This window comes from Streptomyces sp. NPDC045899 (assembly GCF_056431485.1).
The window spans coordinates 1-18,604 of the sequence record NZ_JBWKKP010000019.1 but is presented as its reverse complement, the minus strand read 5'-3'; the positions used below and the strand labels follow the sequence as shown (position 1 = coordinate 18,604).

At 72.8% G+C, this 18,604-nt stretch carries 15 protein-coding genes and 1 pseudogene; 10 read left to right on the top strand and 6 right to left on the bottom strand.

Annotated elements, in window-relative coordinates; translation table 11 throughout:
• Window positions 1-5 precede the first annotated feature (5 nt).
• Window positions 6-812 (bottom strand): SGNH/GDSL hydrolase family protein, encoded by an 807-nt coding sequence (locus AC07FT_RS25525; RefSeq protein ID WP_479178228.1) that lies wholly within the window; start codon window positions 810-812, stop codon window positions 6-8.
• 366 nt (window positions 813-1,178) lie between these two features.
• Here AC07FT_RS25525 and AC07FT_RS25520 point away from each other — a divergent pair, with 366 nt between their 5' ends.
• From AC07FT_RS25520 to AC07FT_RS25495, 6 genes and pseudogenes are all read left to right on the top strand, one after another.
• Window positions 1,179-1,589 (top strand): hypothetical protein, encoded by a 411-nt coding sequence (locus tag AC07FT_RS25520; RefSeq protein WP_479178227.1) that lies wholly within the window; start codon window positions 1,179-1,181, stop codon window positions 1,587-1,589.
• A gap of 3 nt (window positions 1,590-1,592) precedes the next feature.
• Window positions 1,593-2,687 (top strand): GNAT family N-acetyltransferase, encoded by a 1,095-nt coding sequence (locus tag AC07FT_RS25515; RefSeq protein ID WP_479178226.1) that lies wholly within the window; start codon window positions 1,593-1,595, stop codon window positions 2,685-2,687.
• A gap of 375 nt (window positions 2,688-3,062) precedes the next feature.
• Complete coding sequence (locus tag AC07FT_RS25510; protein ID WP_471202564.1) at window positions 3,063-3,875, top strand: glycosyltransferase family 2 protein; 813 nt, start codon at window positions 3,063-3,065, stop codon at window positions 3,873-3,875.
• Window positions 3,872-4,906, top strand: a pseudogene (locus AC07FT_RS25505) (glycosyltransferase family 2 protein); the annotation flags it as partial. The gene AC07FT_RS25510 and the pseudogene AC07FT_RS25505, both read left to right, overlap by 4 nt.
• Window positions 4,907-5,223: 317 nt before the next feature.
• Window positions 5,224-6,015, top strand: coding sequence for a polysaccharide deacetylase family protein (locus AC07FT_RS25500; RefSeq protein WP_479178225.1), 792 nt, complete (start codon window positions 5,224-5,226; stop codon window positions 6,013-6,015).
• A 4-nt stretch (window positions 6,016-6,019) separates the two neighbouring features.
• Window positions 6,020-9,775, top strand: a complete 3,756-nt coding sequence (locus AC07FT_RS25495; RefSeq protein WP_479178224.1) for a lipopolysaccharide biosynthesis protein — start codon at window positions 6,020-6,022, stop codon at window positions 9,773-9,775.
• Between the two features lie 38 nt (window positions 9,776-9,813).
• Here the strand turns inward: AC07FT_RS25495 and AC07FT_RS25490 are convergent, their stop codons facing one another.
• Window positions 9,814-11,127 (bottom strand): xylan 1,4-beta-xylosidase, encoded by a 1,314-nt coding sequence (locus AC07FT_RS25490; protein WP_479178295.1) that lies wholly within the window; start codon window positions 11,125-11,127, stop codon window positions 9,814-9,816.
• Window positions 11,128-11,310: 183 nt separating this feature from the next.
• On the opposite strand from AC07FT_RS25490, the gene AC07FT_RS25485 reads away from it, so the two are divergent.
• Window positions 11,311-12,462 carry a DUF5925 domain-containing protein gene (locus AC07FT_RS25485; RefSeq protein ID WP_479178223.1) on the top strand — a complete coding sequence of 384 codons (1,152 nt, stop codon included), beginning with the start codon at window positions 11,311-11,313 and terminating at the stop codon, window positions 12,460-12,462.
• A gap of 178 nt (window positions 12,463-12,640) precedes the next feature.
• Window positions 12,641-13,546, top strand: a complete 906-nt coding sequence (locus AC07FT_RS25480; RefSeq protein WP_479178222.1) for a peptidoglycan-binding domain-containing protein — start codon at window positions 12,641-12,643, stop codon at window positions 13,544-13,546.
• A 13-nt stretch (window positions 13,547-13,559) separates the two neighbouring features.
• Here the strand turns inward: AC07FT_RS25480 and ddaH are convergent, their stop codons facing one another.
• Window positions 13,560-14,336, bottom strand: a complete 777-nt coding sequence (ddaH, locus tag AC07FT_RS25475; protein WP_479178221.1) for a dimethylargininase — start codon at window positions 14,334-14,336, stop codon at window positions 13,560-13,562.
• Window positions 14,337-14,405: 69 nt separating this feature from the next.
• Entirely contained in the window at window positions 14,406-14,783 is a 378-nt protein-coding gene (locus AC07FT_RS25470; protein ID WP_471202575.1) for a GntR family transcriptional regulator, read from the bottom strand.
• 148 nt (window positions 14,784-14,931) lie between these two features.
• On the opposite strand from AC07FT_RS25470, the gene AC07FT_RS25465 reads away from it, so the two are divergent.
• A complete protein-coding gene (locus AC07FT_RS25465; protein WP_479178220.1) occupies window positions 14,932-15,861 on the top strand; it encodes a GNAT family N-acetyltransferase in 930 nt (309 codons plus the stop codon).
• On the opposite strand, the gene AC07FT_RS25460 is transcribed toward AC07FT_RS25465, so the two are convergent.
• Complete coding sequence (locus AC07FT_RS25460) at window positions 15,837-17,000, bottom strand: methyltransferase domain-containing protein (protein ID WP_479178219.1); 1,164 nt, start codon at window positions 16,998-17,000, stop codon at window positions 15,837-15,839. The two genes, AC07FT_RS25465 and AC07FT_RS25460, sit on opposite strands and share 25 nt — an antisense overlap.
• 37 nt (window positions 17,001-17,037) lie before the next feature.
• The gene (locus AC07FT_RS25455) at window positions 17,038-17,787 is read right to left on the bottom strand and encodes an SAM-dependent methyltransferase (protein WP_479178218.1); all 750 of its coding nucleotides are present in this window, start codon (window positions 17,785-17,787) and stop codon (window positions 17,038-17,040) included.
• Window positions 17,788-18,183: 396 nt separating this feature from the next.
• Between AC07FT_RS25455 and AC07FT_RS25450 the strand changes: the two genes are divergently transcribed.
• Window positions 18,184-18,604, top strand: a 421-nt coding sequence (locus AC07FT_RS25450) for a leucine zipper domain-containing protein (protein WP_479178217.1), incomplete at its 3' end; no start/stop codon positions are given.

Here is an 18,604-nt window from a genome sequence, read left to right as displayed (position 1 = left end):
AGGAATCAGGCGGCCGCGGCGAAGGCGGGGAGGTACCCGCCGGAGTGACCGGCGGAGTTGGGGTGGTACGAGTCGTCGATGGGCCAGGTGAGGCTGTTCAGCCAGGCGCTGCCGGAGCAGATCTCATGGCCGGAGAAGCGACTGGTGACATCGGCGAAGCTGTAGCCGTGGTCGGCGGCGCGCTTGGCGGTGATGGAGTTGAGGAGGTCGGCCGCCCCGTTGATGGCGGAGCGCTCGGCCTCGGTCAGCCCCAGAATGCAGGAGCCGTTGAGCTTGTAGAAGCGCGGGTAGCCCAGGACGACCACGTGGGCGGAGGGGGATTTGGCGCTGATCGCGTTGTACACCTGGTCCAGCCTGCCCGGCAGGGTGTTCTGGGCGAAGGTGCGAGCGGTGGCGATCTTGCTGAGGCATGCGCTCTCACCGGGCAGCACACAGGTGGTCATGACGTCGGCGAACCCGGCGTCATTGCCACCGATGCTGATGCTGACCAGGCCGGTGCCGGAGTTGAGCGGTCCGAGCTGATTGTTGAGGACGTCGGCGGTCTTGGCGCCGGAGCAGGCGGTGAAGCTGAAGCTGGAGGGGGAGTGAGAGGCGGCCCAGAGCGCGGGGTAGGCCTTGCTGCTGCGCTTGCAGCCGCCGCTGGAGCTGTCATAGCTGCCCGTGCCGACGCCGGATGAGTAGGAGTCACCCAGCGCCACGTAGGCGGGGCCCGCGCTGCTCTCGCCGGCGTGGGCGGCGCCGGCCCCGGTGAGGGCGAGGACGGCGCTTACGGCGAACGCTCCAACGGCCGCCGTGAGTCTGGACAGTTTCATTCGATCTCCCTAGCAGGGTCTCTGCTGTGCCGATGTGAGGCGCGATCACCCCGGGCGGGGGCAAACGCGTTCGAAACCGTCAGTCACGCCGCCCGCACGTGTTTCGACGACATGACATGGCTATGTCATGCCGTCGAACGGGCCGATCCATGCGCGTAGTTGGCAAGATTCTTGCGGTCGGAAAGGGGAGTTGACCCCGGGCACCCCCAGGCGCACACCGGGCGCACACGGCGCACAGCACCTTGGTGAGTGCTCAACCATTCGCGCTCCCGTGGCGCGTTCGTACCTACTCTCCGTCTTGACGCGCCTCCGTTGAGTACGCGACATTGAAGCCCGGCATCCGGCGCTTCGGGGGGCAAGTCGCCAATGCAGACCATCACTGGCAAGAGACCGGTGGGTGCGGAATACCTGCCGGTGATCGCAGGGGTCGTCGTGGGCATCGGAGGGGTGGGGGCCGCACTGGCGCTCGCCGATGTCGACTCGCCGCTGCGCGCGCCGTTCACGCTCTTCTTTCTCGTGGTGGCACCCGCGGTGGCGGTGGGCGGCGCATTGCGCGGCCTTGACACCGTCGCCCGCTGCGTACTGGCGGTCACGGGCGCGCTGGCGCTCGATCTGCTGGTCGCCCAGGCCATGCTCGCGCTGCACCTCTGGTCGGTGCGGGGCGGGGTGCTGGCGGTCGGGTGTCTGAGCCTGCTGATCCTCACCGGGACGCGGGTCGCCCGCCGGCCCCGGGGTGCGACGGGCCGGGCAGGCCGTACGACGAGAAGTCAGGAATGACACGTGGAGATCGGTGTATACCGCCCGGGTGAGCTGACGGCAGCCGACCGGGAGGCCTGGACCGCCCTGCAGTCGAAGGCCCATCTGCTCGGCTCGCCGGAGCTGGCGAATCCTTTCCTGGCACCGGAGTTCACCCTCGCCGTCGGTCGCTGCCGCCGCGGTGTGCGGATCGCGGTGGTGCGCGAGGAGGGCGAGCCGGTGGCCTTCTTCCCCTTCCAGCGGACCCGGTTCGGGGTGGGGCGGGCGATCGGCCTGGGCCTGTCGGACGCCCAGGGCGTGGTGCACCGGCCCGGCTTCCGGTGGGACCCACGGGAGCTGATGCGGGCGTGCGGGCTGTCGCTGTGGGAGTTCGACCACCTGGTCGAGGGGCAGCGCCCGTTCACGGCGGGGGTCCGGGGCGAATTCCCCTCCCCCGTGATCGACGTGGACCGGGGGTACCAGGCGTATCTCGCCGAACTGCGCTCCCGGTCACCGAAGTTCACCCGCTCCACCCTGGCCAAGGCCCGCAGACTGGGCCGGGACCACGGCGAGGTGGTCTACGTCCACGACGAGCGCGACCCGGCCGTGCTGCGCACGCTGATCGGCTGGAAGTCCGCGCAGTACCGCAGGACCGGGCGGAGCGACCGGTTCGCCCACCCCTGGATCGTCCGGCTGGTGCAGCAGTTGTTCCACACCCGCCGGCCCTCCTTCGAAGGGCTGCTCTCGGTGCTCTACGCGGACGGGAAACCGGTGGCCGCGCATTTCGGACTGCGTTCCGAGCGGGTACTCGCCTGCTGGTTCCCGGCGTACGACCCGGCATATGCCAGATTCTCGCCCGGACTTGTGCTGCATCTGCGCATGGCGGAAGGTGCCGCTGGGCAGGGTGTCGCATATCTCGATCTGGGGCGCGGCGAGAAGGAGTACAAGGACTCCCTGAAAACACGCGACCTCCGTGTGTCGGAAGGGTGGGTGGCGCGCCGTCACCCGGTGGCGTTCGGGCATCGGGCACACCGTGCCCCGGTGCGGGCGCTGCGCAATACGGTGCTCTCCAGGCCGGAGCTGTTCGGACCGGCCGACCGGTTGCTGAAGCAGGTGGGGGGCATCCGGTCGAAGAAATGATGCACGAAATGATGAACAACATTCCCGAAGGAGGTTTCGGCACAACGGATATGCCCTAGAGTTTCGGCGTCAATACCGTCGTGGAAACACCCGCAGCGGAAACGGATCACCCTATGAGGCGGCCCCTGGGGAGGGTCTGGCCGCCGCGGTGGTCCCCGGTGCGGGACGCGGTAGGGGGGTGCCGCGCTCGTCCGTCCCGGTGTGCGCCGGGGCGTGCCGAGTCGCGTGCCGCGAGGCCAGCAACACCAGCCAGCTTACCCGGCCCGTAGAACAGTCCATGCTGTCATGGGCGGGTGAGAACCCCCCTTTCGAACCGGATACACCAAAGGACCGCCCGGGCGGACGGTCCACCGGACGAGAGGGAAATACAGACTCATGAGCTCCTTTGTGCGCCCGGCTGAATCGGATGTCGTTCCGTTGTCCGGACCGCATCGATACCGACCGGTTTCATCGCATCTCGCGATTGCGCCACCGGTGAGCGTCGTGATTCCCGCGATGAACGAGGCGGAGAATCTTCCACACGTGTTCAAAACACTGCCCGGCTGGATCCATGAAGTCGTCCTGGTGGACGGGAATTCCACCGACGACACGGTCCGGGTGGCCCGCGAACTGTGGCCGGACGTCAAAGTCGTGTCGCAGTCCGGAAAGGGCAAGGGAGATGCCCTCATCACCGGATTCGCGGCCTGCACCGGAGAGATCGTGGTGATGGTCGACGCCGACGGTTCGGCCGACGGTGCCGAGATCGTCAGCTATGTCTCGGCGCTGGTCTCGGGCGCGGACTTCGCCAAGGGGTCCCGGTTCGCCAACGGTGGCGGCACCGACGACATGACGCCGATCCGCAAGCTGGGCAACCGTGCGCTCACCGCCTTCGTCAACCGGAAGTTCGGCGCCCGCTACACCGATCTCTGCTACGGCTACAACGCCTTCTGGCGCAGTTGCCTCGATGAGATCGCGCTCGACTGCGCCGGGTTCGAGGTCGAGACACTGATGAACATCCGCGTGGTGAAGGCGGGGCTGCGGGTCCAGGAGATCCCCAGCCATGAGTACGAGCGGATCCACGGCGTCAGCAATCTGCGGGCCGTCCGCGACGGGCTCCGGGTGCTCAAGGTGATCCTCGCCGAGCGCGGGGTCCGGCGGCCGCGCCGCCCGGCGATGGCCACCGCGGCGGTCCGGGGGGAGGTGTCTTGACGGTTCGCACACCACCGGTGCGGATCTCCGTGGTGATCTGCGTCTACACCGAGGACCGCTGGGGCGACATCCTCGCCGCGGTGGCCTCGGTGCGGGACCAGTCCCTGCCCGCCCTGGAAACGCTCCTGGTGATCGACCACAACCCGCGGCTGCTGCGGCGGCTCACGGACCACTACGGACACGGCGGGGCGGACGGTGGCGGGCGGTCCGGCGGCGCGGAAGCGGGGCAGGAGGTGCGGGTGCTCGCCAACGCGGGCCCCCGCGGCCTGTCCTCGGGCCGCAACACCGGGATCGCCGCATCCGGCGGCGGGGTGATCGCCTTCCTCGACGACGACGCCGTCGCCGAGCGGGACTGGCTGCGCCACTTCGCCGCCGGGTACGACGATCCGCGGGTGATGGCGGTCGGCGGGCGTACGGTCCCCCGGTGGGCCTCCCGCCGCCGCCCGGTCTGGTTCCCGGAGGAGTTCGACTGGGTCGTCGGCTGTACCTACCGGGGGCTGCCGCCGGGCCGGGTCCGGGTGCGCAATGTCCTGGGCGGCAACGCCTCGTTCCGCAGGGAGGCGTTCGCCCTGGCCGGGGGGTTCGCCACCGGTATCGGCCGGGACGGCGACAAGCGTCCGCTGGGCTGCGAGGAGACCGAGCTGTGCATCCGGCTCACCCGCGCCCGCCCGGACGCGGTGCTGCTGATCGACGACCGCGCGGTGATCCACCACAAGGTGCCCGCCGCGCGGGAGCGGTTCGCCTACTTCCGCAGCCGTGCCTACGCCGAGGGGCTCTCCAAGGCGCTGGTGGCCCGCAGTGTGGGGGCACAGGACGGGCTGTCGGCCGAGCGCCGTTACACCACGCGGGTGCTGCCCGCGGGGGTCGCCCGCGGGGTGCGGGACGCGCTGCTCGGCCGGGCGGGCGGGGCCGGCCGGGCGGCCGCCATCGTGGCGGGGGTGGCGGCGGCCACCGGCGGCTATGTGATCGGCAGCGCCCGTGCCCGCCGGGGCGGTGGCCCGCGCTTCACGATCTCCGCGGTGCCGGAGGGGATGTCCGCCGCACCGGTGGGGTCGTCCTCGGTACCGGAGAGCGGCCCCGCGGCGGGCGCCACGCCCCCCGCCGCGCGGGAGGCCCACACCACCCTCGCGGGACGACCCACCACGCCGGAGGACACCGCCTCCCTACCGGGCGACACGGCTGCCGCATCCGGGAGTCGGCCGGTCGCGGGGACATACCCGCCCGTCGCAGCCGGAGGCGCGTCGGACGCGGCCGGGGGCGGGGCCGCTGCGCGGGAGGGGACGGACGGGGTGCACGGGGACGCCGTGCCCCGTGACGGGCACCCGGAGTCCCGGGGCGAGGGGGCGGCATGAGCGGCGGCGGGCCGGTGCCCATCCTCATGTACCACGCGGTGGCCCACTCCCCCGCGCGGTCCACCCACGGGCTGTCCGTCGCACCGGGCGCGTTCGCCGAGCAGATGGATCTGCTCGGCAGACACGGCTTCACCCCGGTGACCTGCGAACGGCTGGCCGCCGCCTGGCGCCGGCGCGGCCCGCTGCCGCCGAACCCGGTGGTGATCACCTTCGACGACGGTTACGAGGGCGTCCACCGCTACGCCCTCCCCGCCCTCGCCCACCACGGTTTTCCGGCCACGCTGTTCGCCTCCACCGGCTGGCTGCGCGGCCGCTACGAGACCGAGGGCGCGCTCGACCTGATGCTCGACTGGTCGCAGGTGCGGGAACTGGCCGCGGCCGGGGTGGAGATCGGCGGCCACAGCCACACCCATCCCCAGCTGGACCAGCTCTCCGATGCCCGGCTGTGGTTCGAGGTGACCCGCTGCCGGGAGATCATCGCCGCCGAACTGGGCCGCGCGCCGGTGTCGTTCGCCTATCCGTACGGCTACTCCAGCCGCCGGGTGCGGCACGCGGTGCGCTCGGCCGGGTTCGGGGTGTCCCTCGCGGTGGGGAACACGCTGGCGACCCGGCGCCAGGGGCCGTACGCCCTGCGCCGTGTCACGGTGCGCCGCACCACCGGCATCGAGGAGTTCCAGCAGCTCGTCAGCGGCCGGGCGCTCGGTCGCCACTTCGCCGGGGACCGGGCCCTCACCAAGGGATACGCGCTGGTCCGCAGATCACGTCAGGTACTCGGAAAGGTGACATAAGCCCGTGTCCGACACGACCACCCGGGCCGAGGAGCGGGGGACGGCCGCCGAGGCTCCCGCCGCCCCGCGGGGGACGCGCGACCAGCTCTTCCGCAACGCCTACGCGCTGATGCTCAACACGGGCATCTCGGCCGTCCTCGGCCTCGGCTTCTGGCTGGCGGCCGCCCGCTACTACGCGGAGGACGCGGTCGGCCAGGGGTCGGCGGCCATCGCGGCGATGAAGCTCGTCGCGGGGCTGACCGCGGTGACGCTGACCGGCGGGCTGGCCCGGTTCATCCCGGTCGCGGGGCGCACCACCGGGCGGCTGGTCCTCACCACGTACGCGGTGAGTTCGGCGGTGGTCGCGGTCGCGGCGGTGGTCTTCCTGCTGACGCTCAACGCCTGGGGGCCGTCGTACCGCTTTCTGCACGGCCCACTGCACGGGCTCGGTTTCATCGCGGCGGTGGTCGCCTGGTCACTGCTGACCCTCCAGGACGGGGTGCTGACCGGGCTGCGCAGCGCGTTCTGGGTGCCGGTGGGCAACGCGGTGTTCTCGGCGGCGAAGCTGCTGCTGCTCATCGCGCTGGCCGCGGCGATCCCGACGGCGGGGGTGTTCGTGTCCTGGGTCGCCGCGATCGCGGTGTCCGTACTGCCGCTGGGCTGGCTGGTCCTCCGCCGTCTGGTGCCCCGCCATACGCGGACCACGCAGAACACCGCGCGTCCGGCGTCGCTGCGGGAGATGGGGCGTTTCCTCGCCGGGGACTGCACCGGCTCGCTGTTCTCGCTGGCCGTGGTCTACGCGGTGCCGGTCATCGTGGCCTCGCAGGTGAGCGCGGAGGACAACGCGTACTTCTACATCACCACCATCATCGGCGGCACCACCAATCTGCTGGCCATCAACATGGGCGCCTCGCTGACCGTGGAGGGCGCGCACGATCCGGCCCGGCTCGCGGAGAACTGCCGGGCCGCGCTGCGCCGGATGGCCCGGATCATGATCCCGGTCTGTCTGGTGCTGTTCGTCTTCGCCCCGCAGATCCTGGGGATGTTCGGGGACGGTTACGCGGACGCCGCCGCGCCGCTGCTGCGGTGGTTCGCGGTGGGGGCGGCGCTGCGGGTGGTCATCGAGGTGTACTTCGCGGTGCTGCGGGCGCAGAGCCGTACCTCCGGACTCGCCCTCCTCCAGGGCCTGTTGTGCGTACTGGTGCTGGGGCTGACCTTGCTGCTGCTGCCGCGGATGGGGCTGACCGGGGCGGGGGTCGCGGAGATCTCCAGCCTGGCGGTCATCGCGGGTATCGCGGCGGTGCGGCTCCGCAGGGTGGTCACCGCCGCGCCCGCGGCCCCGGCCGCCCCGGGTCCGGCCGCCGAGACGGCCACCGCGCCCGACGGCGATCTGGCCGACCTGGCCGTGCGGGGCGACCGCGGCGGCAGGCGGATCCTCGGCGGGCACGACGAGCCCTACGGTACCCGCTGGGCGCTGCGCGCCGCGCTGGACACCGACACCCTGGCCCTCGGGGTGCGGACGGATCTCGACCACCCCGAGCGGCGCCCGGACACCCCCCGGGGTCCGGGCGGCGGCCCGGCGGAGCGGGGCGCGGACGCGACGGCGCACCGGAGCCCCGGGGCCGTCCGGGCCCCGGACGGGAACGCCTCGCAGGCCAGGAGCGGTCCGGGTGGAACGGAGCCAGGGGGCTCAGCCCTGCCGGAGGACGCAGGGGTACCGCGCGGCGCGAGCGGCTCACCCGTCCCGGCCGGCACCCCCGCGGCCGCGACCGACAGCGCCGGGGGTGTCCGTCGTGCGCGGACCGCCGGGCCGCTGCTGTGGGGGCTGCTCATCGCCGCGCTGGCCCTCTACTGGCTGCCGCTGGGCCGTATGGGCGACGCCGAACTGGACGCGATGGGGGGGCTCGGCCTGGTGTCGGTGCTGCCTCCCGCGACCCTCGCCGGGGCCGCGCTGCTCGTCGTCGTCTTCGCGGGCGGACTGTGGCCGGAGCGGCCGCACCGGGCGCTGCTGACCGTCACCCTGCTGGCCACCGTGGTCTCGCTGCACGCGGTGCCGGCCGCACTGGAGGCGCAGCCGCGGTTCCCGACCGCCTGGCAGCACCTGGGGTTCATGGACTACATCGGGCGCACCGGGGACGCGGTGCCCGATCTGGACGCCCGCTGGAGCTGGCCCGGTTTCTTCGCGGGCGCCCAGTTCCTGGCGGGTGCCTGTGGGGTGACGGACTTCGCTGAACTGCTGCGCTGGTGGCCGACGCTGATCCAGCTGCTCTACCTGGCGCCGCTGATGGTGCTGATGCGGGCGGTGCGCGCGGGCTGGCGGGCGAAGTGGACGGCGGTGTGGCTGTTCGCCCTCAGCGGCTGGGTGGGCCAGGACTACTTCTCCCCGCAGGGCTTCACCTATCTCTTCTACCTGGTCTTCGTGGCCGTGCTGCTGGTGTGGTTCCGTGAGCCCCGGGTGCTGCGCGGCAGGCTGCGGCCGGGTGAGACCGAGGTGGCCGGGGCCTCGCCAGGGCAGCGGGTGGCGCTGCTGGGGCTGTTGCTGGTGCTGTTCACGGCGTCGGTGGCGGCCCATCAGCTGACGCCGTTCGTGATGCTCGGCGTGGTCGGCGCGCTGGTGCTGCTGCGCCGCTCCGAGCTGTACGGACTGCCGCTGCTGTGCGGGGTCATGGTGGTGGTCTGGGTGGGGTGGCTCGCCGAACCGTACTGGTCGGGCCATTTCGACGAGCTCTTCGGCGGGATGGGCGGAGTGGGCGGCAATGTCTCCTCCTCCGTCTCCGGCCGGATCGAGGGCGGCAGCAGTGTGCACAAGCTGGTCCTCTACACGCGGGTGGCGCTGGCCGGCGGGGTGCTGGCCTTCGCCTGCTGGGGGGTGCTGCGGCGGCGGTGGGCGGGGTTCGCGGAGCGTTCGCTGCTGGTGCTGACCTTCGTACCGTTCCTGGGTTTCGGGATGCAGTCGTACGGCGGGGAGATGGCGCTGCGGGTCTTCCTGTTCGCGCTGCCGGGTGCCTGTGCCCTGGCCGCGCTGGGGCTGTTCCCCCGGCTGCGGGACCGGGGGCGGCTCGGTCCCCTGGCGGCCCTGCTGGCGGGGCTGACCCTGATGTCCGGGTTCCTGGTGGCCCGCTGGGGCAATGAGACCTTCGAGCGGGTGCGGCCGGGCGAGGTCGCGGCGATGGAGTACCTCTACGCCCATGACCGCCCGACGGTACGGGTGCTGTGGATGAGCAACGACACCGTCAACAACGTCACCCCGGCCATGCCGTGGGGTGAGCGGGACATGGAGCGGGTCGACTACGTCCCCACCCTGGCCCCGCTCGATCCGTCCCGGGTCGGCTCCCTGGTCCGGGCGCTGCGGGAGGCCGGTCCGCGGTCGTATCTGATGCTGGGCCGCGGTCAGTCGGTCTACCTCCATATGGACTCGGGCTACCCCGCGGACTGGCAGCGGCGACTGGCGCGCTCCCTCGACGGCCGCCCCGAACTGCGCCGGGTGCTGTCCAACGAGGACACCTCGCTGTACGAGCTGAAGCGGCCACCGCGCGGAGCCGTGGCCGAGCCCGCGCCGGGCCCGGCCGGGCCACTGATCACCTGGACGCCGTGGTCGGTGCTGGGGGCGCTGGCGGCGGTGGCGTTGCTGGTGCTGCTGGCCGCGCGGGAGGTGGTGCGGGTCGCGGTGGAGCCGAGCGTCCGGCGGCTGCAATGGATGCAGGGCTCGTTCTGGTTCGCGCTGCCGCTGCTGGGCGTGGTGCTGGCGTCGCTGGTGCAGCGGTTCCTGACGATGTCATGACCTCACGACGGCACCCCGCGGCGCTCCGCGCGCGGCTCCTACCGCTTCAGCCAGCGCACCCCGTACCCGCCGAGGTCGAACGAGCGCCCGTCCACCCTGGCCTTCACCGGGCGGTCACGGGTGTTGACCACCAGCACCGCGCGGTCGTCGGCGAGGACCTGGAGCTTCTCCCGGCCGTCGGCGGCGACGTCGACCGTGCGGAAGGCGGTGCCGGGCGGGAACTCCCTGGCGAACCGGCCGAGCAGCTTCAGCATCGGCAGCGGGGTGCCGCCGTCGGCCAGTTCGGTGCTGCGCCACAGACAGCCGGGGCAGCTCGGGCCGCGCCGCTGGGGGTTCCAGTAGAAGGCGGTCCCGGCGCCGCCGTCGGCCAGCCGCATCAGCGCGGTGGCCTGCACCGCGGTACGGCGCCGCTCGGTCCAGCCGTCCCGCCGGTCGCCGGCTCCGGCCGGTTCGACGTACCACTCGGCCCACCACACCGGCAGTCCGGTGGTCTCCCGCAGCCAGCGGGTGACATCGGTGAACTTCTCCGTGGCGCGGAAGGCGTCCGGGATCAGCCGGTCGCCCTCGCGGGTGTAGCTGGAGCCGTCCACCACCACGAAGTCGGCACCGGCCTTGTGCCGGTTCCAGTACCGGATCGCGGCCACCGACCGCGGGTCGAGGCTGCCCCACACCCCGCGCACCTCGGACGGGCCTTCGGAGTCCCCGGGCGGATCGCTGTCGGCGACCACATACGGGCCGCCGACCAGGTTCTTCGCGTTCCGCTTCTTCAGCTCGCGGTAGACCAGGTTGTACAGCCGGGTGTAGCCCTCGTAGTTCCAGCGCCGCTTGGACTCGTCGTAGAAGCCCTTGAACTCGTTCCAGACGATGAAGTGACGGACATCCGGATAGCGCGCGGCGACCTTTCCGGCCAGCTTGGCGAAGTCCTCGTAGTGGGCGGGGCTCGGCGCGGTCTCCAGCGACTTCTGCGACCAGTCGGTGCGGCCCGGGGAGCCGCCCTTCATCCAGTCGGGGGCGCAGCACAGGGTGAGCACGGGCTCGGTGCCGGTGCGGCGCATCAGGGCGACCCGCCGGTCGAGGTCGGCGAAGTCATAGCGGCCGGGCGACGGCTCGGGGTTGCCCGCGCCCCAGCCCATGAGGTGCTGGTTCTGCGGCATCCGGCGGTCGGAGAGGGTCTTCTCGGCCGTCCGTACGCCCCGCGCGGTGCCCTGGTCCGCGCTGTACTGGGTATGGGTGAATCCCCAGCCGAGGCCCGGCGCGGCGGATCTGTCGTCGGCCGACGCCGTTCCGCGCGGTATCTCTCCCCCGGCCGGCCAGCCGGTGCAGGTGGTCAGCAGGAGGGTCAGCACCGCCATGCCGACGGCGAGCAGCGTGCCGGTCCGCCGCCCCCTCGCATCCGATAATCCGGCCCGTTCCTTACCTTGACGTCCCACAAAGGGTAAGAGTATCCGTGAACGCCCCCATTCCGGTGGGGTTCTTCGGAACCGTTCGCCAAACGGCCACAAACCCCGGTGCATGGACGCCCCTCGTGCTGGATCATGGGGCGGGTGCGCCTGACCGACGCACCGACCCGCGTCTCCAGGAGGCAGACCCTGCCCACGACACCCGCCGAACAGTCCCTTCCGATCCGGCTGAACGTCGATGACAGCGATTCGCCGTCGGATGTCGTCGACGCGCTCTTCCTCGGGCGCTTCGCCACCGGTGAGCAGCCGTACGCCCGCAGCCACTCCGTGGACCGCGTGAAGTCCGGGGTGACGCTGCTGCCGCCCTCGGCCACCGTGCTGCGCGCGGCCCGTGACGACGACCGCAGCGCGACGCTCGCCGAGGGCGAGGGCTGGACGCTGCTGGTGTCCCGGTGGAACCGGGGCGCGGACGTGACCGTGACCGCCGTGGAGGACGCGCTCGCCGAGAAGGTGCTGCGACAGGCGGTCGACGGCGCGGAGGACGAACCGGAGCCCCAGCCGGAGAACGTGGCGATGGGCTTCTGGTACGTCTCGCCGCGGCGCGGTCCGCACCGCACCACCCGTCAGATCTCCGCCGGGACCTGGGAGGAGATCCGCGGCAACTACACCGCCCCGGTCGCCGAGGCGATGGACGGGCTGATGAAGGTCACCCCGGATGACATCGCCGGGCGGCTCCTGCTGCTGCACGGCCCGCCCGGCACCGGCAAGACCTCGGCACTGCGCACCCTGGCCCGCTCCTGGCGGGACTGGTGCCAGGTGGACTGCGTCCTGGACCCGGAGCGGCTGTTCACCGACGTCGGCTATCTGATGGACATCGCGATCGGCGAGGACGACGGCTCGGCCAAGGGCCGCTGGCGGCTGCTGCTGCTGGAGGACTGCGACGAGCTGATCCGCGGCGAGGCCAAGCACACCGCGGGCCAGGCGCTCTCCCGGCTGCTGAACCTGACGGACGGTCTGCTCGGCCAGGGGCGGAACGTCCTGGTCGGAGTGACCACCAACGAGGATCTGGAACGGCTGCACCCGGCCGTGGTCCGGCCCGGCCGCTGTCTGGCCCGGATCGAGGTCGGCAGGCTGACCCGCCCGGAGGCGGTCGGCTGGCTCGGCACCGAGGAAGGGGTCGGCCGGGACGGCGCCACCCTGGCCGAGCTGTTCGCGCTGCGCCGCGGCACCCGGCCCGCGTCGGTACCGGTCCAGCCGGGCGACGCGGACGCGGGGCTGTATCTGTGAGCCGGGGACGGGGTTCACGGAGATGGATTCGTCATCTCCGTGAGCCATCGTCGGGGCCCCTATGACCTGGCCGGCCACGCTCTTGTGACGATCAGCGTCCACCAGGCGATTACGACATGGTCACGCCATCCGACAGGCTGCATAATCACCCGCAGCTCCACAGGAAGGCGGCCGACCGTTGGACCATGTCACACCGGAGCCGGAGGGAATGCGGGACCTCGACTCACTGCGGATCCCGCCCTATGTCAGAGCACCCTCCGGGGACGAGCACGATCCGGCCATACGGAGTTGGGGCGGGCCCACCGCCATCGGCTGTGAGTGCTCCTGCGGCCGCGACCACACCCGCGACCATGCCCCGGACGAGAACGGGGACGGGGACGGGGCCTTCGTCCACGGGGAAGACCGTGCGGAGGACCGCGAGAAGACCGGTGACGAGGAGGCGGCCCCGGCCCGGCGGCCCGTATGGCGGCAGCACCCCGGCGCGCTGATCACCGCGGCCGCCGTGGGCGCCCTGCTCGGCGTCATCGCCTTCGCGGGCGGGATGTTCGCCGGGGACGGCGGCAGCGAGGACCACGCGGGGCCGCCCACCGGGCATCACAGCACCACGGCCGGAGTCACGCCGAGCACCCCGGCCCCCTCCGCGTCGTCCCCGTCGGCCTCTCCCTCCCCCTCCCCCTCCCGGAGCAAGGGTTCGCCGTCCCCTTCGCACCGGCCCGCCGAGCCCCCGAAACCCTCGAAGACGCCGTCGTCCAGCCCGCCCGCCACCCCGTCGGCCAGTGCCTCGCCGGAGCCGCCCGCGCCACCCGCGGCCGCCGGACCGGCGACCCTGCGGCGTGGCGACGACGGCTCCGAGGTGGCCGACCTCCAGTGCCGGCTGGCGCAGACCGGGTACTACGAGGGCGAGGAGGACGGCGACTTCGACGGGCGCGTCGAGGACGCCGTGGCCGACTTCCAGTCCGAGCAGGACATCGACGGCGACCCCCCGGGCGTCTACGGCCCGACCACCCGCAAGGCGTTGGAGGACCGGACCGTCCCGCGCAGCGAATTCGACAACGACGATGACGGTGGGGACTACCGCTCCTGAGATCCGGTGCCGCTCAGCCGTAGAGCCCGCGCAGCCGTACGGACAGGCAGGTCACACAGCCCTCCATCTTCTCGAACTCGCTGATGTCCACCGGCACCGGCTGGTAGCCGAGATCGGCGAAGAGCTCGGCGCTGCGCGGCGCGCTCTTCGCCATCAGCAGCCGTCCGCCGCCCAGCAGCACCACATGGGCACCGGACTCCTCGGGGACGGGCAGGAAGCGGGGGAACGCGGCGGGGTCGTCGACCAGGGGCGGATAGCCGATGACGGTCCCGTCGGGCAGGGCGGTGACCGCCGACTTCAGATGCAGCACCCGGCTGACCGGTACGGCCACCACCCGGGCGCCCAGCGGTTCGAAGACCGTGCGCAGCTGCCGTACGCCCTCGCCGTTGGTGCGGCCGCCGCGCCCCACGAAGAGGGTGTCGCCGATCTTGAGGATATCGCCGCCGTCCAGCGTTCCCGGCTCCCGGATCCGGTTGAGCGAGAGGCCGAGGGCGGTCACGGTCTCCTCGGCGGCGGCCGTCTCCGGCCTGCGGGACCCGGCGCCGGGACGGGCGATCAGCGCCACGTTCCGGTGGACGACCATGGTGTCCTCGATGAACACCCCGTCCGGGCAGTCGTCGAGAGGGGGCACCTCCACCGTCTCCCAGCCGTGGGCGCCCAGGCAGGCGACGTAGTCCTCCCACTGCCGCAGGGCGAGCTCCGGATCGACGGGCTTGCGGTCGATATGGGTGACCAGTCCGTCGGCGAGGCGGGGGCTGGGGCGTCGGACGAGGGCTTTCCGGCTGGCCATGGGGGACTCCTGGTCGGGACGGGGACGGATGGGGGACGGCCGCGGCGGCGGTGGACGCGCGGCCGTCGGTCAGGAGGCGTCGTAGGCGGCGCGCAGCGCGTCCTCGACGGCGGCGCGCGCGTCCGCGCGGTCCAGGCCGAGGCGGAGCGCCCGCTCGGCGTAGGTCCGGGCGGCCTCGGCCGCCTGGCGCCGGGCGGCATCGCCCGCCGCCGCCACGAAGGAGCCGTGCCGGCCGCGGGTCTCGATCACACCGTCGGCCTCCAGCGCCCGGTACGCCTTGGCGACCGTGTTCGCCGCGAGCCCCAGCTCATCGGCGAAACCGCGCACGGTGGGCAGTTTGTAGCCCACGGGCAGCGCGCCGGACCGGGCCTGGTCGGCGATCTGGGCGCGGATCTGCTCGAAGGGGGCGGTCGCCGCGTCCGGGTCGACGGTGATCTGCAAGGCCACGCGGGGCTCCTCGGCATGTGTGGGGGGCGGTGGTCGGGACGGGCGGCGGGACGTGTCCTGCCCATTGTCGGCTGTCATGGTGTGACGTCACACCGGTGTCCGGAAAACGGGGGGCATCGCGGGCGGGGACACCGTAGCCTGCGACACCATGACCATGATCGTGCGCGAGTTCCGTCCCGCCGACGCGGAGGCCGTGGCAGCGGCGCGCCGTTCCGCCTTTCCCCATCTGGTGACCACCGCGTCCACCGTGGCGTGGGAGGTGGCGAGCTCCCCGGCGGACCGTCAGTACCGGCTGCTGGTCGCCGAGGCGGACGGTGAGGTGGTGGGCTCGTCCGAGATCGGCGTCTTCCACGACAGCGAGGAGCCCGGACTCGCCTTCGCCAACACCTCGGTGCGGTCCGACTTCCTGGGCAGGGGCGCGGGTTCGGCCCTGGTGACCGCGGCGGAGGAGCGGCTCGCCGGGCTGGGGGCCGCCAAGGTCTTCGCCTGGACCGTGGAGGCCCCGCACGCGGTGACGTTCGCCGAGCGCCGGGGCTACCGGCGCGGCCGGTCCTCCCGGGTCCAGCGGCTCGACCTCACCACGGCCGCGCTGCCGCCGCTGGCCCCGGACGGGCTGCCGCAGGGCGTGGAACTGCGCACGGCGGCGGACTTCGCCGGGGATCCGCGTCCGCTGTACGAGGCGGACGCGGAGTGCACCGAGGACGAGCCGGGGGACGTGGCCGCCGGACGGCTGCCGTACGACCAGTGGATCGCCCTGGCCTGGGAGCACCCCGCGCTGGACCGCGAACTGACCACGGTGGCCATGGTGGACGGGGCGGTCGCCGCGTACAGCGTGGCGCACACCGACGGCCGGGGCCGCTACTGGTCGGGGATGACCGGTACGCCACGCGCCTTCCGGGGCCGGGGGCTGGCGAAGCTGGCCAAGAACGACGCGCTGCACCGCGCCCGTGCGGCCGGCTGCCGCGAGGCGTTCACCGGGAACGACGGCGACAACCAGCCGATGCTGGCGATCAACAAGTGGTTCGGCTACGCGCCCGCCGTCACCGAGTGGCGCTACGTCCGCGAGCTGGCGGCCTGACCCGGCGGTGACACCGGCAGGGGGACGAGCCGGCCGGGGCCCGCGGGATCGAAACCGATGCTGTCCCCCGGCTCGTGCCAGTGCAGTACGAACCGCTCCCCCGCCCGGTACGCCTCAAGACCCGCGCGGCAGTAGGCCACCATGTCGTCCGGCAGGGCGTCCAGCGGGAACCAGCCGAGCTCCGAGCACTTGTCCGGCTCCCGGTTGACCGGTTGGTGACCGCCGCCCGGCCCGGTCTCCGCGTCCGCCTCGAAGAACCAGCCGGTGCGGGCCGTGCCCGTGGGCGACTTGTGCTGCATGACCAGCGCGACCCGCACCTCGCCGGGTGCGAGGACGACCCCGGTCTCCTCCTCGGCCTCGCGGATCAGGGCGGCCCGTACGTCCTCGCCGTCCTCGACGTGGCCGGACGGGGCGTGCAGCAGCCCGTCGGCGTAACCGGTGCCGGAGCGGCGGCCGAGCAGGACCTCCCCTCCCCGGCGCAGGATCAGATGGACGTCGACGATCTCACTGTGCCGTGCGGGGCGGGCGAGGTCGGCCACCAGGACATAGCGCTCGTCGCGCACCTCCCGGCCCCACAGCGCCGCGTCCGGCCCGAGCTGTTCCAGCCGGGTGCGGACCGCCAACGGCGCGATCATCCGCGTCAGTTCGGCCGAGGTCAGTCCGACCGGATCGGACTCCCCCCAGCGCCCTTCGACCAGTACCAGCCGGCCACCCGGCCGCAGCAGCCGCGCCCAGCGGCGGAGCACCGCCGCGGGCTCGGGCAGCAGCCACAGCAGATGGCGCACCAGGAGCACATCGAAGGCCCGCTCCGCCACCGGGGGCGCCGCCGCGTCCCCGGTGAGCACGGTGGCGCCGGTCCCGGCCAGTTTGGCGCGGGCGCGCTCGGCCATGGGCGCCGACCGGTCGACTCCGGTCACCCGATGGCCGTCCTCGGTCAGCAGCAACGCCAGACTGCCCGTGCCGCAGCCGAGGTCGAGTACGTCGAGCGGCTCGCCGGCCGGCCGCCCGGGCAGCCAGTCGCGCAGCCGCGCGGCCCAGGCGGCTCTGACATCCGGATCACGCAGCCCGTGGTCCGGCTCGTCGTCGAAGTCCGCCGCGGCGGAGTCCCAGTATGCGGTGGTGGTGTCCTCGGCTCCCATACCGCGATGCTGCCAGCCGCCACTGACAGCGGCGCGGTCACGGGGCGGCCGTCGGCCGCAGCAGCAGGGTGACGAAGCCGAGGGTGCCGCGGTAGCCCTTCAGCCAGGCGTCCCGGTGCTCGGCGGCGGCGGCGCGGGCCGGCTCGGCGCCGGGGTCCCCGGGGTGGTCGAGTGCCCACCGCTCCAGCGCACCGGTCCAGTTCCACTCGTAGTCGTCCCACTCCTGGAGGGTGCTGACGTGGCCGAAGACCGGTGTCCAGCCGTCGGCCACCACGCGGTCCACAGTGGTCGCCAGGTCGGCGAAGTCCTCCGGTACGGCGTCCAGCGCCTCCAGCGCCGCGGTCCCCGGCTCGCGCTCCCAGAAGGCGTCACCGATCAGGACACGGCCACCGGGGGCGAGATGGTCCCGGGCCGCGGCGAGCGTGGCCGGCAGACCGCCGAAGGCGTGGGTGGCACCGACGCTGAGGACGGTGTCGAACCGGTGCGGGGCGCGGAACGCGGCGGCGTCGCCCTCGTGCAGCACCAGCCGGTCCGCGACACCGAGTTCCTCCGCGGCGGCGCGCCCCAGCTCCAGGGCGGCGCCGTCGGTGTCGACGCCTTCGGCCACCGCCCCCGGCCGCAGCGCCAGCGCGCGCCGCAGCCAGGTGGCCTGTCCGCAGCCGAGGTCCAGCACCCGCGCCCGGTCGGTCACGGCGCGCTCCAGCAGCCGTTTGACGGCCGGGTCGGCGAGCGGTGCGGCGATGGGGTGGTCGGCGTGCGCGAGCCGGGAGATCTGTCGTCGGTCCATCCGCGCAGCCTGGCACCCCGCCCCGGCGGGCGCATCAGGATTTCCGGGCATCGCCCGATGAGATCCGCCGGGCCCAGGTGTGTTGTCCGCAAAGTCGCGTCGGATCAGCCCGCGGCGTCAGGGGGCACCTCCCGGCGGTAGCCGGGGGAGCGCGCGATCGCACGGCGGAGGGTCGTCCTCGCGGGGGCACCCCCGGACGGAGTCCGGGGGCGGGCCTCCTCGGATGACCCGACAACGCAGCGAGCGTGCGTGCCAGGCGTCGCGGGCCCGGCGGGACTTTGCCGACACGCCCTAGTTGTATTGATCACGAGCGTTGTTGACGCTGGTGGGTCTTGATCATGGCGAAGACCTCCGGTGTGGTGGAGCTGTCTAGGACTGCACCACACGGAGGTCTTCGTGTCCCACCGTAATGCCCGGCTGACCGTTCACGGCAGGCGGATCCTGGTCGAACGCGTCCGTGCCGGACGACCGGTCGCGCACGTGGCCGCTGAGATGGGAGTCTCCCGCCCGACCGCCCACAAATGGGTCCGCCGCTGGCGGGCGGAAGGCCACGCGGGTCTGGCCGACCGTCCCAGCCGTCCGCACACCACCCCCCACCGCACCCACCCAGAGGTCGAAGCCCGAGTCTGCGATCTGCGCCAGACCCGCAACCTCGGCCCCGCTCGCATCGGACCGATCCTCGGCCTTCCCGCCTCGACCGTCCACCGCATCCTGACCCGCCACGGCCTGAACCGCCTGGCCTGGCTCGACCGGCCCACCGGCCAGCCCATCCGCCGCTACGAACGCTCACACCCCGGCGAACTGGTACACGTCGACA

Coding starts and splice junctions, on each gene's coding strand:
- AC07FT_RS25465 (WP_479178220.1), top strand. CDS start 14,932: ATGACCATGATCGTGCGCGAGTTCCGTCCCGCCGACGCGGAGGCCGTG.
- AC07FT_RS25455 (WP_479178218.1), bottom strand. CDS start 17,787: ATGGACCGACGACAGATCTCCCGGCTCGCGCACGCCGACCACCCCATC.
- AC07FT_RS25525 (WP_479178228.1), bottom strand. CDS start 812: ATGAAACTGTCCAGACTCACGGCGGCCGTTGGAGCGTTCGCCGTAAGC.
- AC07FT_RS25500 (WP_479178225.1), top strand. CDS start 5,224: ATGAGCGGCGGCGGGCCGGTGCCCATCCTCATGTACCACGCGGTGGCC.
- ddaH (WP_479178221.1), bottom strand. CDS start 14,336: ATGGCCAGCCGGAAAGCCCTCGTCCGACGCCCCAGCCCCCGCCTCGCC.
- AC07FT_RS25490 (WP_479178295.1), bottom strand. CDS start 11,127: ATGGCGGTGCTGACCCTCCTGCTGACCACCTGCACCGGCTGGCCGGCC.
- AC07FT_RS25485 (WP_479178223.1), top strand. CDS start 11,311: ATGGGGCGGGTGCGCCTGACCGACGCACCGACCCGCGTCTCCAGGAGG.
- AC07FT_RS25460 (WP_479178219.1), bottom strand. CDS start 17,000: ATGGGAGCCGAGGACACCACCACCGCATACTGGGACTCCGCCGCGGCG.
- AC07FT_RS25520 (WP_479178227.1), top strand. CDS start 1,179: ATGCAGACCATCACTGGCAAGAGACCGGTGGGTGCGGAATACCTGCCG.
- AC07FT_RS25510 (WP_471202564.1), top strand. CDS start 3,063: ATGAGCTCCTTTGTGCGCCCGGCTGAATCGGATGTCGTTCCGTTGTCC.